Origin of the sequence: Mesorhizobium sp. WSM1497 (assembly GCF_001672455.2) — a bacterium.
GTDB lineage: Bacteria > Pseudomonadota > Alphaproteobacteria > Rhizobiales > Rhizobiaceae > Mesorhizobium > Mesorhizobium ciceri.
In genome coordinates, this window is sequence record NZ_CP021070.1 from 2,141,650 (window position 1) to 2,162,902 (window position 21,253).

General features: G+C 62.7%; 13 protein-coding genes. 12 read left to right on the top strand and 1 reads right to left on the bottom strand.

Translation table 11 applies throughout. From position 1 onward, the window contains the following. Position 1: 1 nt before the first annotated feature. From A9K65_RS10420 to A9K65_RS10455, 8 genes are all read left to right on the top strand, one after another. On the top strand, positions 2-559 hold the full coding sequence (locus A9K65_RS10420) for an invasion associated locus B family protein (RefSeq protein ID WP_013529840.1): 558 nt from the start codon (positions 2-4) through the stop codon (positions 557-559). A 13-nt stretch (positions 560-572) separates the two neighbouring features. Next, a complete protein-coding gene (locus A9K65_RS10425) occupies positions 573-1,238 on the top strand; it encodes a hypothetical protein (protein WP_013529841.1) in 666 nt (221 codons plus the stop codon). A gap of 38 nt (positions 1,239-1,276) precedes the next feature. Beyond that, a complete protein-coding gene (locus tag A9K65_RS10430; protein ID WP_013529842.1) occupies positions 1,277-1,738 on the top strand; it encodes a DUF4189 domain-containing protein in 462 nt (153 codons plus the stop codon). Beyond that, positions 1,708-2,271, top strand: coding sequence for an invasion associated locus B family protein (locus A9K65_RS10435; protein WP_245322024.1), 564 nt, complete (start codon positions 1,708-1,710; stop codon positions 2,269-2,271). The genes A9K65_RS10430 and A9K65_RS10435 overlap by 31 nt, the downstream gene beginning before the upstream one ends. 421 nt (positions 2,272-2,692) lie before the next feature. Next, positions 2,693-4,141: a TolC family protein gene (locus tag A9K65_RS10440; protein ID WP_013529844.1), complete on the top strand. Its 1,449-nt coding sequence runs from the start codon at positions 2,693-2,695 to the stop codon at positions 4,139-4,141. Between the two features lie 39 nt (positions 4,142-4,180). Further along, the gene (locus tag A9K65_RS10445; RefSeq protein ID WP_013529845.1) at positions 4,181-6,313 is read left to right on the top strand and encodes a type I secretion system permease/ATPase; all 2,133 of its coding nucleotides are present in this window, start codon (positions 4,181-4,183) and stop codon (positions 6,311-6,313) included. Positions 6,314-6,355: 42 nt separating this feature from the next. Continuing rightward, positions 6,356-7,645 (top strand): HlyD family type I secretion periplasmic adaptor subunit, encoded by a 1,290-nt coding sequence (locus A9K65_RS10450; RefSeq protein ID WP_013529846.1) that lies wholly within the window; start codon positions 6,356-6,358, stop codon positions 7,643-7,645. Further along, positions 7,635-8,276, top strand: coding sequence for a ribbon-helix-helix domain-containing protein (locus tag A9K65_RS10455; RefSeq protein ID WP_024502654.1), 642 nt, complete (start codon positions 7,635-7,637; stop codon positions 8,274-8,276). Before A9K65_RS10450 ends, A9K65_RS10455 begins: the two co-directional genes overlap by 11 nt. Positions 8,277-8,324: 48 nt before the next feature. Here A9K65_RS10455 and A9K65_RS10460 read toward each other — a convergent pair whose 3' ends face one another. Continuing rightward, entirely contained in the window at positions 8,325-9,254 is a 930-nt protein-coding gene (locus tag A9K65_RS10460; protein WP_064995657.1) for a transglutaminase-like cysteine peptidase, read from the bottom strand. A gap of 323 nt (positions 9,255-9,577) precedes the next feature. On the opposite strand from A9K65_RS10460, the gene A9K65_RS35125 reads away from it, so the two are divergent. The 4 genes from A9K65_RS35125 (at position 9,578) to A9K65_RS10500 (ending at position 21,197) form a co-directional block, all read left to right on the top strand. Further along, the gene (locus tag A9K65_RS35125; RefSeq protein WP_157678463.1) at positions 9,578-18,685 is read left to right on the top strand and encodes a VCBS domain-containing protein; all 9,108 of its coding nucleotides are present in this window, start codon (positions 9,578-9,580) and stop codon (positions 18,683-18,685) included. A 60-nt stretch (positions 18,686-18,745) separates the two neighbouring features. Next, positions 18,746-19,117 (top strand): hypothetical protein, encoded by a 372-nt coding sequence (locus tag A9K65_RS10490; protein WP_027163714.1) that lies wholly within the window; start codon positions 18,746-18,748, stop codon positions 19,115-19,117. Between the two features lie 32 nt (positions 19,118-19,149). Continuing rightward, complete coding sequence (locus tag A9K65_RS10495; RefSeq protein ID WP_064995302.1) at positions 19,150-19,908, top strand: transglycosylase SLT domain-containing protein; 759 nt, start codon at positions 19,150-19,152, stop codon at positions 19,906-19,908. Positions 19,909-20,048: 140 nt separating this feature from the next. Next, positions 20,049-21,197 (top strand): ABC transporter substrate-binding protein, encoded by a 1,149-nt coding sequence (locus A9K65_RS10500; protein ID WP_245322025.1) that lies wholly within the window; start codon positions 20,049-20,051, stop codon positions 21,195-21,197. The last annotated feature ends 56 nt before the right edge of the window (positions 21,198-21,253 follow it).

Sequence of the window (21,253 nt, forward strand, 5' to 3'; positions counted from 1 at the left end):
GATGAAAGGACTTGTTGCCCTGACCTGCCTGGCGCTTTGCGGCGGCCTCGTGCCGGCCGCCGGGCAGGTCGCGTCGACCTACAGGATCAAGCCTTCGGACGTGGTGCTCCCGCCCGAGGTGAAGCTCGGAGACTACCAGCGCACCATACGCCCATTCGACAACTGGACGCTGATCTGCGACGAGAACCTCAAAGCCCGCAAGAAGGTCTGCAACGTTTCGCAGATCATCGAGGACGCGTCCGGCAAGATGGCCTTCAGCTGGTCGCTTGCCGCCACCCAGGACGGCAAGCCGTACATGATCCTGCGCACCGCCCCGAACGCCAGGAGCGATGGCCTTGTGTCCGTGAAATTCGATGGACAGAAGCAGCCGATCGACGTGCAGCTGAACGGCTGCAACGAAATGGTCTGTGTCGGCATGTTGCCGGTCGGCCCCGTCATGCGCCGGCAGATATCGCAGAACGCGACGCCGGCGATCTCCTACTCGACGGTCGACGGGCAGACGATCACCGTTACCGCAACACTCAAGGGGCTGTCAGACGCCCTTTCACCACTCAAATAACCGAGGCGCCACCATGAGCCAGCAGGACCAGTTCACGTCCGCCAAACGCACTCCGAGCGTCGAGGCGGATCGGCAGAGGCGGGCCGAGCCCCCAAGGCGCTGGCCACGCGCGGCCGGATATTCATTGCTGGGATTGGTCGTGGCGGGGCTTGGCTTCGCCGCCGGGAATTACGCCGCGGTCGCCAATCTGGTCGGCGGCGCGACGGCCGCACCTGCAGCAACAGCGGCGGCCCCCGTGCTTCCGGACACGCCCTTCCTCGAGCATGTCAAGCAGGCCGGTGTGCAGGCCTGCTCGACCGTCTATCCAGTGCTCGGACAGATCCTGACGACCGGCACGAAATACAGCGTCAAATCCCTGTGGAACGACCAGGCCGCCGACAAGCACGCCATCCAGGCCTTTGTCGGCATGGACTATGCGTCGGAACGCTATAGCGGACCGGCCGCCGGCATCGTCTTCGCATCGCCCACCGCCACGGGTTGCGAAGGGGCGATGGTGCGGGTGGCGCCATTCGCCAGCCCGTGCGCCGACATCCCATCCATCCTGCCGCAGGGCAGCAAGATCACCGACCATCTCGGGCAGGTCGAGGTCTACGAGCTCGGCGGCAATGCCGGTGAAGCGCTTCTCCTGCCGACGGGCAAAAGCTGTGTGGTGATCTCCCTTGCTTCGGCGGCGAAGTAGGACGCGAAGCGAGTGAGGTCAAGGAAAGGATGCCGACCATGAGATTGCAGGCTTTGGCAGTTTTGGGCTTGACCTTGTTGTGGAGCGGACAAGTCGTCTCAGCCGACCTTGTGGCGCCATCGGAACCGCAACAGGAGGAAAAGGGCATATGGGCGGCCATTGCCTATTCGCAGGCCGATAGCAAATACGGCTTCTTCTGGGGCGCCGACAAGCGGCAGGAAGCGAAAGACATCGCACAGAAATATTGCGAGAACGCAGGCGGAAAGGCCTGCAACGTCGTCACCGTCTTCCGCAACCATCGCCATTGGAATGATGACGACGAGACCGGCTTTCCCTACAAGCACTGCGGTGCGCTTGCCGTGGCAGACAAAGTGGAGAACCGTTTCACGCCCTGGGGCGTGAACTCGGCCGAGACCCGTCGGGAAGCGGAGGATCTCGCTTTGCAGGCCTGCGAGGCGACGGGAGAGAAATGCAAGATCCGCGAATGGGTCTGCACATGAAGCTTGGCCCGAAGGCCGTCTCCGCATGTGGAGCAATTCTATTCTCATTGATGTCGACGGCGTCTGCCCAGCAACAGGTGGCGGCTGTCCCGGATGGACCCTCATCGCTGCGTGAGGTCTATCAGGACTGGAGCGTGACCTGTTCGGTACGGGAAAAGGCGAGAGTGTGCTCGCTTGCGCAAGACCAGGTCCAGCAGAACGGGCAGAGGCTTCTTGCCATGGAGATCGCGGCACGCCCGGACGGTTCGACGACGGCTACCCTGCTTCTGCCCTTCGGCATCCTCCTTGATCCGGGCGTGACGCTGCAGATCGACGATCAACCGCCGCTGTCCCCGCAGCGCTTCAGGACCTGCCTGCCGACGGGTTGCGTCTCCGTCTTTACGATCGATCGGCCGACGCTTGGAAAGCTGAGGGGAGGCTCGGTGCTGAAGCTCAATGTCACGACGGACGCCGAGACCCCGCTGAGCTTCCCTGTGTCGCTTCGCGGCCTGACCGCGGCGCTCGACCGCATGGTGGCGTTGAGCGCAAATTAGGGTGCGCGCTGACCAGCTTTTGGCCGCAGTGAGCCACATGAAGCGTACGCCGGCCGCCGCGATGGAGTATTTTTGGGCGCGGCATCCAAAGGGACGCGCCTGAAAAAGGGCTCAACTTCAGGTTGGATCATCGACAGCCGCTATCCGAACCGGCCATGATTCTGGCCATACCGGCCCACTGGCCTGCCGTTTTTTGTGCTTTCCCACTGAATGCGGCGTCCGGATACAACCGCAGCGAGCCGACGTTATGTGCTATTTTTGCTACATCTCGCAGCCTTGTTGCCCAAAAAGGCTATTTAGCGATCTCTAAATCAATAATCGCTCACATATTTCGTGAATCTGTGAATAATCCACCGACGGGCAGGCCTTGGCTTGGTTAGCGCTCTGAAAAGGACGCTGGGGAAACGTTAGGGTGGGATTAATGAATACGACAAACATGTCGACCATAGGCAGGCGCCTTGGTCTTTTGATGGCGGCCACCATGCTGACCTGCGGCAGTGCTCACGCGCTCACGCTCAAGGAGGCGATGGCTGTCGCGGTGGAGTCCAATCCCGAGATTGGACAGGCGATCGAAAATCGCGAAGCCATCGAGTTCGAGTTGCGGCAGGCCAAGGGCCTTTATCTTCCCAGTGTCGATGTCGAGGCATCGGCTGGCGTTCGCCGGCTCGACAATCCGTCCCGGCGCTCTCTTTCCATCGAAGGCGATGCGCTCTATCCGGCTGAAACGGATCTTACCGTTTCGCAGACGCTTTATGACAGCGGCGGAAGGCGGGCCGAATTGAACCGTCAGGCATCGCGCGTCGATGGCGCTTCGTTCCGCGTGCTGGAACGGTCCGAATTCATCGGGCTGTCCGTTGTCCAGGACTATCTGGAATACATGCTGCAGGCTTCGATCGTTGCCGAAGCGAAGAAAAATCTGGGCTTCCACCAGGCAATTCTCGGCGACATCCGGCAAGGCATCTCGGGCGGCGCGCTGAACGAGGCCGACCGGCAACAGGCCGAGGAACGGCTGTTCGCCGCCAAGGCGCGCATGCAGGAGGCGACCGAGGAACTGGAAGCGGCCAAGATCCGCTTCTTCAAAACCGTCGGAAAGCCACTGACCAGCCCTTCGAGGCCCGGCGATGTTTCGGCCGCACTCCCGCGCTCGCTCGACGACGCGATAGGGTTGGCGCGGGAAAGCAATCCGCGCGTACACATGGCCAACAGCGACATCGACGCGGCGGCCTCTCTCGTGGACGCTGCGCGGGCAAAATTTGGCCCCTCCATCATCGCTGAAGGTCGGGCCCGGGCAGGAACCGACATTGACGGCGACGATGGCGACACCACCGACCTGCAGGCGCGCGTGGTCCTGCGCTGGAACCTCTACCGCGGTGGCATCGACAAGGCCAACGAGCAGGAACAGATCCGCCGCACCAGTGAACAGCGTCTCGCGCTGCATCAGGTCCAGCGCGAAATCGAGGAAGCCGTTCGCACCTCATGGGATCGCCGTTTCCGGCAAGCCGATCTGGCAAAGACCCTGAGGCAACAAGCCGCTGCCAATGAGAAGCTGGTTGCTTCCTATCGCGAGCAGTTCAAGGTCGGACAGCGTTCGCTGCTCGACGTGCTCGACGCGCAGAATACACGGTTCAACACGGCAACACTGGCGGATACCGCGTCCTACGCATCGCTGTTTGCCCAGTACCGGCTCCTGGCCGCGACCGGACAGTTGCTGAAAACGATGAATCTCGAGCCGGCAAAGCAAGCGACGGCCTATGCACGCACCGAGTTCGCAGCACCGGAAACCGCGGACACAGAAACCTATGCGCGGACGCCATCGGAGCAGAAGAACGACCTGCCATTCGATATTCTCGCTCCGGTGAGGAAGAAATAGGACAGCACAAGGTCCAGCGAGCGTCCTGACGGGCAGATCGTGAACCAGCAACCCAACATCCTCTCCCCGAAGGAGGCGTTCAAGGCCTGCTTCTCGGCCGTTGCCGGATATCTCGGCAGGCCGAGCGCGGAGACCGTGCTGTTTGCCGGCGTGCCGCTCTCGGACACGCGAATTGCGGCCGACGACATCAGGCACCTTGCCGAACGCATCGGCCTGGAAGTCACCGAGTTCAATCATCGCGATTTTCTCAGGGGGCGTATCGACCTGCCGGCCATCGTCTTTCGCGTCAGCCAATTGCCCGTCGCCCTGCTGGCTCTAGGCGAAGGCGATGCGTATATCACCGCGCCCCAGGAAGACGGCCGCACCACGATCGGCCGGTCGGAACTGGCCGCCAGCTACATCAGCGGCGGCGCTTCCTTTTCGATCACCTATGCCAATGCCGCCGAGACCATGTCGGTCGGCTCGGCGGCCAGGATCGAGCGAAGACATTGGCTTACGGGGACGATGGGCGCTTTCTGGCGCACCTACTCGAAAGTCGTCCTGGCGGCGGTGTTCATCAATCTGCTGGCCATAGCCTCGCCGATCTTCACCATGAACGTCTACGACAGGATCCTGCCGAACAAGGCGATATCGACACTGTGGGTGCTGGCTCTCGGCATCGGTGCGGTCATCCTGTTCGACCTGCTTTTGAAGACGGCAAGGGCTTCCCTCATCGACTATGCCGGGCGCAAGGCGGATCTGCGGATATCCTATCTGCTGTTCGAAAAAGTGCTGAACTCGTCGCTTTCGGCGCGCCCCGGCTCGACCGGCGAATACGCAAACAGGGTCACGCAATATGAGTTCGTCAGGGAGTTCTTCACCTCCAACACCATAAGCGTGTTCATCGACACGGCATTCGTCTTCGTCTTTCTCCTTGTGATCTATGCAATAGGCGGCTGGCTGGTGATCATACCGGCGCTGGCCTTCGTGATGTCCGTCATCGTCGGCCTGGTCACCCAGCGCCGCATCGGCAAGCGCGTCGCAGCCTCGATGAACGAAGCATCGCAGCGCCAGGCCCTGCTGGTCGAATCCATCTCGACGCTGGAGACCATCAAGTCGCTGCGCGCCGAGGCGTATCTGCTGCGGAAATGGGGAGAGCACTCCAAGAACGCCGCCAACACGTCCGAGAAAATCAAGCAGCTTTCGGCGGCGGCGGGCAACATCACCCAGTCCATACAGCAGCTGGTTACCGTCGCCCTGGTCGTGGCCGGCGCCTATGCCTTCTCAGAAGGGCATGTTTCGACGGGAGCAATCATAGGAACGGTGATGCTGGCGAGCAGGGCCGTGGCGCCGCTCGGCCAGATCGCCATAACGTTGTCCCGGTTCCGCCAGGCCATGCTCTCGCTGAGGATGGTGAATTCGATCATGGCTCAACCGGAAGACCGGCCCGACACGGTAGGCTTCGTCAACCGCCCCATCCGCAAGGGGGCGATGGTGTTCAGGAATGTCGGGTTTGTCTATCCAGGCTCGGAAAACGAAGTTTTGACCGGCCTGAATTTCTCGGTCAAGCCGGGTGAGCGGATCGGCATCATCGGCCGCATAGGATCGGGAAAGACGACGATGGGTCGGCTGGTCGGCCGGCTCTTCCTGCCGACTTCCGGTGAGTTGCTGCTGGATGGGATCGACATTCGCCAGTATCACCCGTCCGAGGTTCGCGCCGCGGTCGGCATCGTTGCGCAGGCCGGCGACCTGTTCTCGGGCACCATCAAGGAAAACCTCCTGATGGCATGCCCCGAGGCTACAGACGAACAGATCATCGAAGCGGCAAAGGCTGCCGGCGTCGACGATTTCGTTTCACGCCACCCGCGCGGCTACGACATGAATGTCGGCGAGCGCGGCACCAATCTTTCGGGCGGCCAGCGGCAGACGGTGGCAATCGCGCGCCTGCTGCTGACCAAACCGAAAATCGTCTTTCTGGACGAGCCGTCGGGCTCGATGGATCTTGCTTCCGAACGCCAGTTGATCAAGCAGCTCAAAGTCGCCTTTGACCGCGACACGACGCTGATCGTCTCCACACATCGGTTCAGCATGCTTGAACTGGCCGACCGCCTGATCGTTATCGAACAGGGCAAAATCGTTGCCGACGGACCGAAGGACCAAGTCATACAGGCGTTGCAGAAAACAAGCGCCTGACAAAACAATTATTGCTGCATCCAATGCGTTGGGGCGTGGGAAATGCTTGCCAGGGAAGATCGACCGCCGCTGTTTGCGTCGGCGTCCATATTCATCATCGGAGCGCTCTTCGTCGTTTTTGTCGCCTGGGCGTCCTTTGCCGAAGTCGATGAGATCGCACGCGGCGACGGCAAGGTCATACCTGCTTCCAAGACCCAGATCATCCAGGCGAGCGAGGCCGGTGTGGTTCAGGAAATCGCCGTGACGATCGGCCAGGTCGTCAAGAAGAACGATCTCATCATCCGCCTGGACAACACGCTCAACACGTCCAGTCTCGGCGAGCAGCAGGCCAAGGCGCGCGCGCTGGAAGTGCGCATAGCGAGGCTGAAATACGAACAGGCCGGCAATCTCTCAGGGCCATTTCCATGCCCGCAGGACATCCAGTCGGTCGCTCCGCAAATCTGCGACAATGAACAGAAGCTGCTCATCGCCCGGCGCGGGAACTTCGACAACAAGCTGTCCGTGCTCAAGTCACGCCTAGATCAGCGCGAGAAGGAACTTGCCGAGGCGGAGGCCAATTCCGATCGTCTTTCTAAGAACCTGGTCGTCAGCGACCAGGAGGCAAAACTCGTCGACGCGATGGTCAAGAAAGGCCTGATGGCAAGGACCGAGCAGCTCCGGGTAGAGCGCGAACAGACCGAACTCAACGGCCAGCTGAACCTTGCCGGCGAAACGATAAAGAAGATCAAATCGTCGATCACGGAAGCTCAGCTTCAGGTCGAGGAACTCGGCCTGCAATTGCAGCAGGAGGCGTTGGACGACCTTACCCAGGCGCTGGCGGACCTTTCGGTGGTGGATGAGACCATAAGGGGAGCCACCGACAAGGTCGCGCGCACCGATATCCGGTCTCCCGTGGACGGCATCGTCAACACGCTGGAACTGAACACGGTCGGCGCCTTCGTCCAGCCTGGCGCCGTCGTGGCCGGCATCGTGCCAACCTCCGAAACGTTGCTGGTGGAGGCGCGGGTCTCGCCGCGGGACGTCGCCTTCATCCGTCCCGACCAGGAAGCCCTTATCAAGGTCACCGCCTATGATTTCTCGATCTTCGGCGGCATCGAGGGCAAGGTCTCCAACATCACAGCCGACAGCCTGGTCGATCAGAAAACGGGGGAGCCCTATTATCAGGTGCGCGTGGCGACGGACAAATCGACCCTTCAAAGAGACGGCAAGGCCTATTCGATCATCCCCGGAATGATCTGCTCGGTCGACATCAAGACCGGGCGCAAGACGATCCTGCACTACCTCCTGAAGCCGATCAACAAAGCGCGCGAGGAGGCGATGAGTGAGCGGTAGCGCCAGCCCTCATCATTCCGATCGCGAGCGGCTGCTTGCGCCAGTCGCCGCCGAGGACTTCGGGCTGGAGTTTCGGGTCGTGGCGCGCGGCGGCATACGGCGCGGCATTCGTCTGGAGCGGGCATTCTGGATGTCGCTGAAGCAGATGGCCGAAAGCAGGAAGTGCACGATCGGCATGCTCATCGACGAGATCGCCGAAAGCCAGGCCCAGACAGGCAATCTGACATCCGCGATCAGGGTGGCCTGCATGCGTGGGTTGGGGGACGAAAACCTGACCTTGCGAAGGCTTGCATCGATCAACACCATCAACGCCATACTGGTCGCGTGCCCGTCTCCGGCCTTTGCCCTGGCTTCTTCGAAGAAGATCCTGTCGTTCAACGCGCCGTTCCAGCAACTGGTCAAACGCCAATTGCCGATCGCCCCAAGCGATGACGCGCGGCACGACCTCAAGCTGGCGCTGGACCTCAATGTGGCCGACATCTTCACGCGGCTCGACGCCAATGGCGAATCGCCGGTGGCCACCGGTTTTGTCATCGGCGCGGGCGACCGTCGATACCGGGGGCAATTGAATGCGGTGCGGGCTCCGGTGCTCGAGCCGGAACTGCTGATGGCGTTCGTCTTCGGCGGCTGAATGCCCGCCAGTCTTGGCGAGAACCTATGGCTTGGACTGGCCGAAACCCTATGGCTGAAAACCTTCGCCGGGCGCGACGGTTGCGAAACCGCCCTTGATGTCGGCCATCTGGGCGCCGCCCGGTCTTGAACCGTGGATCCAGGCCCGGTCGGTGCTGAACGAATAGAGCGGGACGTAATCCGGGAGATCGCTGTCACGCATAACGGTGTTGCTGAGGCTGTCGAGAATGAAGGTGCCGCTGCCTGTGCTCACCGACAGCACTGCGTGAAAGAAGCCTCTCTTGCGATCCTGGAGGACGACAAGCGCCATGCTTTGCGTCGGAATGCCGGCCCTCAGCAGGGCCGTCATCTTGAGGATGGCAAAATCCTCGCAATCGCCGGCTCGCCGCTCGAGAATCTCCGAAGGCTTCGCCCAATAGTCGAGCTTGCCGTAGACGAGGCTGTCTTTCCTGTAGGCGATCAGGCGATTGACGCTGCTGTTGACGAAGGACAGCTTCTCGCTGAATCCCTTGCCTTGAGCGGCGGCGATCATGCCGGCAAAAGCCGTGCTCTTGTGCTCGCAGGGGCTGCCTGCCGAGCAGGCGGTGATTGCCCGGTAGACAGGCGCCCAGCGCGCCGCGACGGGAAAATTGCGCATGGACAAGGCAACCGATCCGAAGACCCCTGGAATAATCGACGCGGTCTGCACCGGATCTATCCCGGCGTCATCTCGCGCCGTTGACGAGCCGTCCCCGCGGCCGACATCCGGGCCATAGCTGCCGGTGACCATGCCGATCCGGTAAGCGTCCGCAGGCTGCCAGGGCTGGGGCCTCGTCAGTGAAACACCGCCGAGACAGGGCGGCGTCTGGACCTTCTCCTGAGGCCTGCCGGGTGCGGGGATATCGCTGGCGAATGACGGCCCCGCCAGGCCGACAAGCCCGATTGCCAGCAGGAGCATCTGGAGCCCGGTTTTTCCCGGAACCGATTTTTGCTTTTTCATAACGCCCACCTTTGACTGTGGACGCTACCAATCTTGTCTCAAATTATTGGAAAGGAAGGTGGATAAATATCCAGCAACTGTCTTCATCTATTTTATTTAAAATTTTATTCAATTTTATACTTTGATTTACCAAAAAATCCCGGCCAGTCCTCCGTCAGGGAAGCCTCCGGAAGCCAGCATATATCAGGTTATATTGTCGCGGTTTACCACGTGTAAAAAATGCCGAGCAATGCATATCATAATATATGAAATAGATTAGGGGGCAGTTGCAAAGTAGAAATGGCCGCTGTCTCTATCCGGTAAATATCGGAGGGGTTTCAGCCATGACGAACAATATCGAGTTGGACAGCTTTTCGGGTTCCTTGAACGAGCATTCCGCGTCCAGTGAACACGGCGATCAGGCATCGCCGGCGGAGATCCGGGTCGCACAGGCAAATTCGACGCAGCAGGCCGCACCGGCAGCGTCCGAACCGGTGCCGGTCGATGTCGGCGGCGGAGCGCCCGTCAAGCCGGAAGCCCCCGCGGAAGCGAAGACGCTGCCGGCAGCTGCGCCGCACGAATATGTAGCCGACGCCAGCCACGTGGTAAGGCTTCCTGCCAACGCCTCCATCGACAACATCAAGGTCGACGGCCAAAACCTTGTACTCGAACAGGCCGACGGCTCGGTGATCGTGATCAAGGATGGCGCCCTGAACGTGCCGACCTTCATCATCGGCGACGTCGAGGTGCCGCGCGTCGCGCTGCTGGCGGCGCTGGAAGCCAGCCATGTCGATGTCGCCTTCGGCGCCGACGGTTCCATCTCGGCCGGCCCCGGCGGTTCGAATTCAAGCGCAGGCGGTGATTTCTCGGTTCCCCCCGGCGGCATCGGCGACGGGTTCGACCTGTCGGCATTGCTGCCGCCGACCGCCTTGCAGTTTGGGCTTCTGGATCGCCGCGAACTGTTCCCGTCCATCGTCGACAGGCCGGTTTCAGTGGTGGCCACGTCACTGCTTGCCCCGACCGAAGCGGCCAGTGAAACCGGCCTCGATGGCAACCAGACACAATCGCCCGGCAGCGACGCGCCAAGCAATTCCGAAACCTCAGGCATCGGAACGATCAGCATCGACGCACCGGATGGAATCGGGTCGATCGTTATCAACGGTGTCGCCGTCACCGGCGTCGGCCAGCAGATCCCGGGCCAGTTCGGCTATTTGGAGATCGTCTCCTACAATCCGAGCACGGGTGCTATCCAATACAATTACACGGTGACCGAATCGGTCACTCATCCCGAGCACACGAACGGGTTCGATCCCAACGACACGGTTCCGGACAATTTCAGCATCACTGTCACGGACGTCGACGGCGATTCGGCCAGCACCACCTTTGCCGTCGCCATTGTCGACGACGTGCCGACCGCGGTTGCCGATACGGACAGCGTGACGGAAGACGGCGCGACGGTCGCGGACGGCAACGTGATCACGGCCAGCGGCGGCGCGGACGCGAATGTGACGGACGGCGTCGCCGACGTTAAGGGCGCGGACGGGGCGACGGTAACGGGCGTCGAGGCAGGCACGGTTACATCGGCCTCGGGCCATGTCGGGTCGGCTGTGGCGGGCAGTTACGGTTCGATCACGATCGATGCGGACGGCCACTACAGCTACACGCTGAACAACGGCGCTGCAGCGGTCCAGGCGCTGACCACCGGCCAGCATCTGACGGACACGTTCACCTATACGCTGACCGATGGCGACGGCGACACCTCGACGACAACGGTCGAGATCACCATCAACGGCACCAACGACGTGCCGCAGGTCGTCGTCGACCAGGGCAATCCGGCCGGCGCGCATGACCAGGTCTATGAAGCAGGTCTGGCGGCGGGTTCGGCGGCCGGCGACGGCAGCACGGTTGCGACAGGCACCTTCACGGTGTCGGACGCCGACGGGCTCGACGACGTGCAGAGCGTCACCATCGGCGGCGTCACGGTTGCCATTGGCAGCCTTAACGGTTCGGTCTTCCAGGGCGACCACGGCACGCTGCTGATCACCGGCTACAACCCGGCAACCGGCGTTGCTGCCTATCAGTACACGCTGACCAGCCCGACCACGGACGTTCCGGCAGTCACCGAGACCGACAGCTTCTCGCTCACCGTTTCGGACGGCACCTCGTCGTCGGCCCCGGCAGCCATCGTCATCGACATCGTCGACGACGTGCCCAATGCGGTCAACGACACCAACAGCATCAGCGAGGACGCGCTTTCGCCGGTCAACGGCAATGTGCTGACCAACGACCTGCATGCCAACAACCAGCCGGGCGCCGACACGCCGACGAGCTTCGTCAGCTGGGATGGCTCGACGACGGGCGCGCACGGCACCTTCGTGGCCAATCCCGACGGCACCTACACCTATACGCTCAACAACGCCGATCCGGCGGTGCAGGCGCTGGACGCCGGCCAGACGCTGACCGAGACCTTCAACTACACGATGAAGGATGCCGACGGCGACACCGATGCGGCAACGCTGACCATCACCATCAACGGCACCAACGACGTGCCGCAGATCGTCGTCGACCAGGGCAATCCGGCCGGCGCGCATGACCAGGTCTATGAGGCAGGTCTGGCGGCGGGTTCGGCGGCCGGCGACGGCAGCACGGTTGCAACAGGCACCTTCACGGTGTCGGACGCCGACGGGCTCGACGACGTGCAGAGCGTCACCATCGGCGGCGTCACGGTTGCCATTGGCAGCCTCAACGGTTCGGTCTTCCAGGGCGACCACGGCACGCTGCTGATCACCGGCTACAACCCGGCAACCGGCGTTGCTGCCTATCAGTACACACTGACCAGCACGACGACGGACGTTCCGGCAGTCACCGAGACCGACAGCTTCTCGCTCACCGTTTCGGACGGCACCTCGTCGTCGGCCCCGGCAGCCATCGTCATCGACATCGTCGACGACATTCCCACGGCGCATGCCGACACCAACAGCGTGTCGGAAGGCGCGCAGGCCTCGGGCAACGTGCTGACGGACGGGACGGCGGACGTCCTGGGCGCCGACGGCGCGGCACCTGGCGGGGCGGTGACGGGCGTGGCAACCGGTTCGAACGTGTCGAACCCGGTGAGCGGCAATCTCGGCGGAGCCGGGATCGCGGGCCAGTACGGCACGCTGGTCCTGGGCGCCAACGGCGCCTACACCTACACGGCCAACCCCAACGCGGTGACCACCAACGCGGTCGATCACTTCGTCTACACCATCACCGACGGCGACGGCGACACCTCGACGGTGACGCTGGACATCACCGTCAACAATGTGACGGTGACGGCATCCGACACCGACGCTCTGGTCAGCGAGAAGGGCCTTGCGACGGGCAGCGACGCGGCCGGCAACAGCGAGATCTTCAACGGCGCGATCACGCCGGCTGGCGGCACCGGCCCGTACACCTATACGCTGACTTCGCCGGCCAGCGGCAGCTACGGCAATCTGGTGCTCAACGCCAACGGCACCTACACCTACACGCTGACCCAGACCTATGATGGTGCGACGACCAACAATGGCATCACCACCGAGCAGGACAAGGACAGCTTCACCTATGCGGTGACCGACGCCCACGGCAACACCACCACCGGCTCCATCCTGGTCGACATCGTCGACGACATTCCCACGGCGCATGCCGACACCAACAGCGTGTCGGAAGGCGCGCAGGCCTCGGGCAACGTGCTGACGGACGGGACGGCGGACGTCCTGGGCGCCGACGGCGCGGCACCTGGCGGGGCGGTGACGGGCGTGGCAACCGGTTCGAACGTGTCGAACCCGGTGAGCGGCAATCTCGGCGGAGCCGGGATCGCGGGCCAGTATGGCACGCTGGTCCTGGGCGCCAACGGCGCCTACACCTACACGGCCAACCCCAACGCGGTGACCACCAATGCGGTCGATCACTTCGTCTACACCATCACCGACGGCGACGGCGACACCTCGACGGTGACGCTGGACATCACCGTCAACAATGTGACGGTGACGGCATCCGACACCGATGCTCTGGTCAGCGAGAAGGGCCTTGCAACGGGCAGCGACGCGGCCGGCAACAGCGAGATCTTCAACGGCGCGATCACGCCGGCCGGCGGCACCGGCCCGTACACCTATACGCTGACTTCGCCGGCCAGCGGCAGCTACGGCAATCTGGTGCTCAACGCCAACGGCACCTACACCTACACGCTGACCCAGACCTATGATGGTGCGACGACCAACAATGGCATCACCACCGAGCAGGACAAGGACAGCTTCACCTATACGGTGACCGACGCCCACGGCAACACCACCACCGGCTCCATCCTGGTCGACATCGTCGACGACATTCCCACGGCGCATGCCGACACCAACAGCGTGTCGGAAGGCGCGCAGGCCTCGGGCAACGTGCTGACGGACGGGACGGCGGACGTCCTGGGCGCCGACGGCGCGGCACCTGGCGGGGCGGTGACGGGCGTGGCAACCGGTTCGAACGTGTCGAACCCGGTGAGCGGCAATCTCGGCGGAGCCGGGATCGCGGGCCAGTATGGCACGCTGGTCCTGGGCGCCAACGGCGCCTACACCTACACGGCCAACCCCAACGCGGTGACCACCAATGCGGTCGATCACTTCGTCTACACCATCACCGACGGCGACGGCGACACCTCGACGGTGACGCTGGACATCACCGTCAACAATGTGACGGTGACGGCATCCGACACCGATGCTCTGGTCAGCGAGAAGGGCCTTGCAACGGGCAGCGACGCGGCCGGCAACAGCGAGATCTTCAACGGCGCGATCACGCCGGCCGGCGGCACCGGCCCGTACACCTATACGCTGACTTCGCCGGCCAGCGGCAGCTACGGCAATCTGGTGCTCAACGCCAACGGCACCTACACCTACACGCTGACCCAGACCTATGATGGTGCGACGACCAACAATGGCATCACCACCGAGCAGGACAAGGACAGCTTCACCTATACGGTGACCGACGCCCACGGCAACACCACCACCGGCTCCATCCTGGTCGACATCGTCGACGACATTCCCACGGCGCATGCCGACACCAACAGCGTGTCGGAAGGCGCGCAGGCCTCGGGCAACGTGCTGACGGACGGGACGGCGGACGTCCTGGGCGCCGACGGCGCGGCACCTGGCGGGGCGGTGACGGGCGTGGCAACCGGTTCGAACGTGTCGAACCCGGTGAGCGGCAATCTCGGCGGAGCCGGGATCGCGGGCCAGTATGGCACGCTGGTCCTGGGCGCCAACGGCGCCTACACCTACACGGCCAACCCCAACGCGGTGACCACCAATGCGGTCGATCACTTCGTCTACACCATCACCGACGGCGACGGCGACACCTCGACGGTGACGCTGGACATCACCGTCAACAATGTGACGGTGACGGCATCCGACACCGATGCTCTGGTCAGCGAGAAGGGCCTTGCAACGGGCAGCGACGCGGCCGGCAACAGCGAGATCTTCAACGGCGCGATCACGCCGGCCGGCGGCACCGGCCCGTACACCTATACGCTGACTTCGCCGGCCAGCGGCAGCTACGGCAATCTGGTGCTCAACGCCAACGGCACCTACACCTACACGCTGACCCAGACCTATGATGGTGCGACGACCAACAATGGCATCACCACCGAGCAGGACAAGGACAGCTTCACCTATACGGTGACCGACGCCCACGGCAACACCACCACCGGCTCCATCCTGGTCGACATCGTCGACGACATTCCCACGGCGCATGCCGACACCAACAGCGTGTCGGAAGGCGCGCAGGCCTCGGGCAACGTGCTGACGGACGGGACGGCGGACGTCCTGGGCGCCGACGGCGCGGCACCTGGCGGGGCGGTGACGGGCGTGGCAACCGGTTCGAACGTGTCGAACCCGGTGAGCGGCAATCTCGGCGGAGCCGGGATCGCGGGCCAGTATGGCACGCTGGTCCTGGGCGCCAACGGCGCCTACACCTACACGGCCAACCCCAACGCGGTGACCACCAATGCGGTCGATCACTTCGTCTACACCATCACCGACGGCGACGGCGACACCTCGACGGTGACGCTGGACATCACCGTCAACAATGTGACGGTGACGGCATCCGACACCGATGCTCTGGTCAGCGAGAAGGGCCTTGCAACGGGCAGCGACGCGGCCGGCAACAGCGAGATCTTCAACGGCGCGATCACGCCGGCCGGCGGCACCGGCCCGTACACCTATACGCTGACTTCGCCGGCCAGCGGCAGCTACGGCAATCTGGTGCTCAACGCCAACGGCACCTACACCTACACGCTGACCCAGACCTATGATGGTGCGACGACCAACAATGGCATCACCACCGAGCAGGACAAGGACAGCTTCACCTATACGGTGACCGACGCCCACGGCAACACCACCACCGGCTCCATCCTGGTCGACATCGTCGACGACATTCCCACGGCGCATGCCGACACCAACAGCGTGTCGGAAGGCGCGCAGGCCTCGGGCAACGTGCTGACGGACGGGACGGCGGACGTCCTGGGCGCCGACGGCGCGGCACCTGGCGGGGCGGTGACGGGCGTGGCAACCGGTTCGAACGTGTCGAACCCGGTGAGCGGCAATCTCGGCGGAGCCGGGATCGCGGGCCAGTATGGCACGCTGGTCCTGGGCGCCAACGGCGCCTACACCTACACGGCCAACCCCAACGCGGTGACCACCAATGCGGTCGATCACTTCGTCTACACCATCACCGACGGCGACGGCGACACCTCGACGGTGACGCTGGACATCACCGTCAACAATGTGACGGTGACGGCATCCGACACCGATGCTCTGGTCAGCGAGAAGGGCCTTGCAACGGGCAGCGACGCGGCCGGCAACAGCGAGATCTTCAACGGCGCGATCACGCCGGCCGGCGGCACCGGCCCGTACACCTATACGCTGACTTCGCCGGCCAGCGGCAGCTACGGCAATCTGGTGCTCAACGCCAACGGCACCTACACCTACACGCTGACCCAGACCTATGATGGTGCGACGACCAACAATGGCATCACCACCGAGCAGGACAAGGACAGCTTCACCTATACGGTGACCGACGCCCACGGCAACACCACCACCGGCTCCATCCTGGTCGACATCGTCGACGACATTCCCACGGCGCATGCCGACACCAACAGCGTGTCGGAAGGCGCGCAGGCCTCGGGCAACGTGCTGACGGACGGGACGGCGGACGTCCTGGGCGCCGACGGCGCGGCACCTGGCGGGGCGGTGACGGGCGTGGCAACCGGTTCGAACGTGTCGAACCCGGTGAGCGGCAATCTCGGCGGAGCCGGGATCGCGGGCCAGTATGGCACGCTGGTCCTGGGCGCCAACGGCGCCTACACCTACACGGCCAACCCCAACGCGGTGACCACCAATGCGGTCGATCACTTCGTCTACACCATCACCGACGGCGACGGCGACACCTCGACGGTGACGCTGGACATCACCGTCAACAATGTGACGGTGACGGCATCCGACACCGATGCTCTGGTCAGCGAGAAGGGCCTTGCAACGGGCAGCGACGCGGCCGGCAACAGCGAGATCTTCAACGGCGCGATCACGCCGGCCGGCGGCACCGGCCCGTACACCTATACGCTGACTTCGCCGGCCAGCGGCAGCTACGGCAATCTGGTGCTCAACGCCAACGGCACCTACACCTACACGCTGACCCAGACCTATGATGGTGCGACGACCAACAATGGCATCACCACCGAGCAGGACAAGGACAGCTTCACCTATACGGTGACCGACGCCCACGGCAACACCACCACCGGCTCCATCCTGGTCGACATCGTCGACGACGTGCCGACGGTCATATCTCCAGCCTCCGCGGTCGTGGCAAACGGAGAAGGAACACCCGTCACGTTCGACCTCGACATCGATGGGGTGCTTACCAACAACTACGGTGCTGACGGTGGAACTGTCATCTTCCCGACATCACTTGAGGGTACCGCGAGCGGGCTGACATCCAATGGCGTTTCGATCGTCTACGATGTCTCAGCAGATGGCCACACGCTTACCGGTCTGGCTGGCGCCACTTCGGTATTTGTCATTACGCTCAACCCGGCGACCGCCTCATACTCCGTGGACATGAACGGAATTGTGGACAGCATAACCACTGTCGACTTCAATGCAGGCGGCTATGATTTCGTCGGCGGAAACAGGGTATGGGCGGGCTTCAATACAGCGGCCAATGACGACAGTAAGGATCTGCTGCTAACGCCGATGGAAGGTGGCGTCAGCGCCGGAACTCTGAACACGAACGCGAATGAAGGTGGCGTCAGCGACGCCAATTCGGTTGGGTCAGGTGAGAAAATGCGCCTTGACTTTGTCGTGGACCTGACTGGGAGCCCGCCAAACGGAGACTATTCGACACTGGCGAACCAAAACCATGGTTTCGACCAACACTATACGACCAACGGCGCGTCGGCGATGTTCACTAGCACGTCCGGGTCGGCTGCTCGTTTCGCTGCCTTCGATGACCCGGACGGCAACGCGAAAGTGGGCGACGGAGTTCAGGATTCTGTTAGCGCGGTCGCAATAACCTACAATGGCGTGACGACTTTGGTGTCGTTCGCCGACATTAGCACAACGACGACGAACGTTACTGTCGGTGGTCATCTATTTACGGTGCATTTCGTGGATGGCGCTGCTCCTGGAACACAATACGAAGCAGTCGTCGGTTCAATCGTGTCGAACACGTCGATAGCGACCTATACGGCCAACGGGTACAACAGCCTCCAGATTGGCTACGAATCAGGCGACACTTTCAAGCTCGGAGATTTCGGCGCATCTGCTGCAACGCACAGCCCGGTAAGCTTCGATGTTCCCGTGAGCGTCGTCGATGGTGACGGCGACATCGCTGGCGGCACGATCGGCATCACGTTGAGCCCGTCAGGCGAAGGCATTCAGAACTATTCGGCCTCGCTGATAGGAGACAGCCACTCGTACACGTCGACGCCGGCGGCGCCTCACATCATCGGTTCGGACTTCAACGACACGCTGACAGGTGACGGTGCCACCAACGTGCTCTTCGGGGGCCTCGGCGATGATGCGATCAACGGCGGAGCTGGCAATGACACTCTGATCGGCGGCGCTGGCCAAGATACCCTCACCGGCGGCACAGGCGCCGATACGTTCAAGCTCGACGGTCTCGACATGAAGGATCTCATCGTAGACTACAATGGCGGGCAAGGCGACAAGATAGACCTGACGTCTCTGTTCGACACAGCGCCCGGAGGGGCCAATATTGGCGATTTCGTGAATTACAATTCGGCGACAGGCACACTCAGTGTCGATCACGACGGAACCGCCAACGGTGCCAATTTCGTCGACGTAGCAACCCTGACGACCCCGCCCGTGTCCAGCACGATCACGCTGCTTTACGACGATGGCGTGACCCAGCATACGACGACGGCAAACCTGGTCTAACGGCATAGCGCACAACCACGCGATTATGTTATACGTCGCTAATATTTAGGGGAGCTAAACATGAAACGTTCTGCAAGACTGCTTGTTTCCGCTGCGACGCTGTTGCTGGCAGTCGGGTCGACGGGGTATGCCGCCGACATCATCGAAGGTCCGACAGGCGATTATTGCCGGGTCGTCGGCACGTCCAATCTGGTCTTGAACGACAACATCGTCGATCTGAAGCAGCAGGTGGTGAAGCTGATGGACGAGTCGGTCGCCGCCGCCAACAGCTCGGAGTGGATCAACTCGTCCCGGCCCGTCTTCGTCTGGGCATCGGAAGCCAAGGTCGCCTGCGGCATGGCTTACGGCTACCTGAAGACGAACTACAAGGACGAAGACACCCTCAACAAATGCGAGTGTTTTCACGATCGCATGGTCGAGTACATGCACTGACCGGATAGGCGAACCGACGCCTGTTGGCCATCATGACAGCCGACGGATCATTCTCGAAGGCGATCGCAGGCGCGATCGCGTTCGTCGGCTTTGGCCTCACTGTCACGCTGGCCCCCGCCAACTGGCTGGAACGGCCTTTTGTGGAACAACAGCAGCCGTCCAGCCTGACGCGGCCGGCACACTGTGACACTGCCACGGAGTGGACCCGGCAGGCTTTCAAGGCGTTTGCCAGTTGCCAGGCATCGATCTATGGCCTGGAGCCGATGCTGGCGCACGCCGTGATGGAGATCGAAAGCGGCTTCGATCCCGGCGTACAAGGCGGCGACGGCGAAGTCGGCCTGATGCAGGTGATGCCGGCGACCGCCAGGATGCTCGGCTTTCGAGGTTCCCTCGACGATCTCAGCGCGCCGGCGGCCAACATCGCGCTGGGGGTCAAATATCTTGCACAGGCCAACAGGCTCGCCGCGGGTGATCTCTGCACCACCGTCATGAAGTATCGCGCCGGGCACAATGAAAGCCGGTTCTCGGCCCTTTCAGTCCGCTACTGCCAGCGTGCGCGGGCAATCCTGGCAAGGGAAGGGATCGAAGTGACCGGGCCTTTGCCGGTGGCGACGTTCGGCTTTTCCGCATTTTCGCCAGGCGAGGAGGGTGGAGCCCCTGCCCAGGCAAAGGGCGTCTGCGTGCGCCGCGTGTTCGTGCCCGGGCCGCGATACATGAAATGCGCCGACTATCGAAGTGCCGGGCAAGCAAGGCAGATCAGGGCGCTCAGAGGCAGGCTGTTCGGCGGCTAAAAGAACTACAGACGGCACTGCAAGTCCGCCGTAACATGCGTTGAAGACCAGACCGGGAACAATATCCGGCGGCACATAGGGGTGGAGCATTCATGGAAGCTGGCCGACAGGTCCACCGTCCGCGGACATGGGCAATCGCCTTGGCGCTCGCCGCGATCGTGTCGGGCTGCCAGTCGAAGGGCGGCGTGTCCGAAGTGCTCGATCCGGCGGCGGTTACCGCGCCTGCCGGGCAGAACGGCGCCGCCGGTGCCGGTCCCGTCCAGGCGACCCAGTCGCTGGGCACCGGGTCGACCAAAGTCACGATGCTGCTGCCGCTGTCCGCCCCTGGAACGGCCGGGGAAAACGGCAGGAAGATGCTCGATGCGACCAAGCTGGCGATGACGGATATCGGCAACGGATTGCTGGCGCTGACGGTAGAAGACACCAAAGGCGACAGCGCACTGGCCGGCAAACTGGCGGTTACGGCCATTACGACGGGGTCTAAAGTCGTCATCGGCCCGACCGAGCTGCCGGCGGCCCAGCATATTGCCACGCTGTCGGGGTCGAAGCGGCCACCGGTTCTGGCGCTCGCCGACAATTTCGCCGGCGGCCCCGGGGTCTATGCCGTGCTCCTTGGCGAAGCGGACAGCGCCGCCGCGGGCGCCGCGGGACTGGCCGCGAAAGGCAGCAAGAAGTTCGTACTGCTTGTCGCGGATGGCCCAAACGCCGGCGCCATGGAGAAGCGGGTCGCAAACAGCCTCAGCATCTACGGCGCGGCGCTCGCGGTCACTCTCCGATATTCTGCCGGCGACGGCGCGAAGACGGTCGACGAAATGGGCTCACTCGTGGACGCCCCCGACGCCGTCATCGTCGCCAGCGGCAATGGCAGTCCGTCGCCTGTCCTTGCCGCCCTCAAATCGAAGGGCATTCCGGGAAAGACGATCTCCGTCGTCGGGACGAACCGTTGGCTGGAGCACCCCATGGATCCGCTCTTCGAGGGGGCGTTTATCGCCACGCTCGATCCAAGCGAAACCGGGCCGATCGCCGACCGCTTCAGGACGACATACAGCTATCCGGCTGACGTCAATGTGGCCTACGCCTATGATATGGTTGCGCTGACGGCAGGGATTGCCAGCGCGGTCGGGCCCGATGGTTTCAGCAAAAAGGTTCTTGAGAATCCAAACGGCTTTCGGGGGTCGACCGGCCTGTTCCGGTTTCGGGCCGACGGATCGAGCCAACGCTCGATGCCGTTCTATCGGATTGAAAAAGGTGCGCTCAAACTGGTTGCCAAATCGACGTCGGGTTTCTGACCGGCGCAAATCCCTGGGGTCCTGTTCAAGCTGATGGCCAGGCCGGGCCGCAGCCG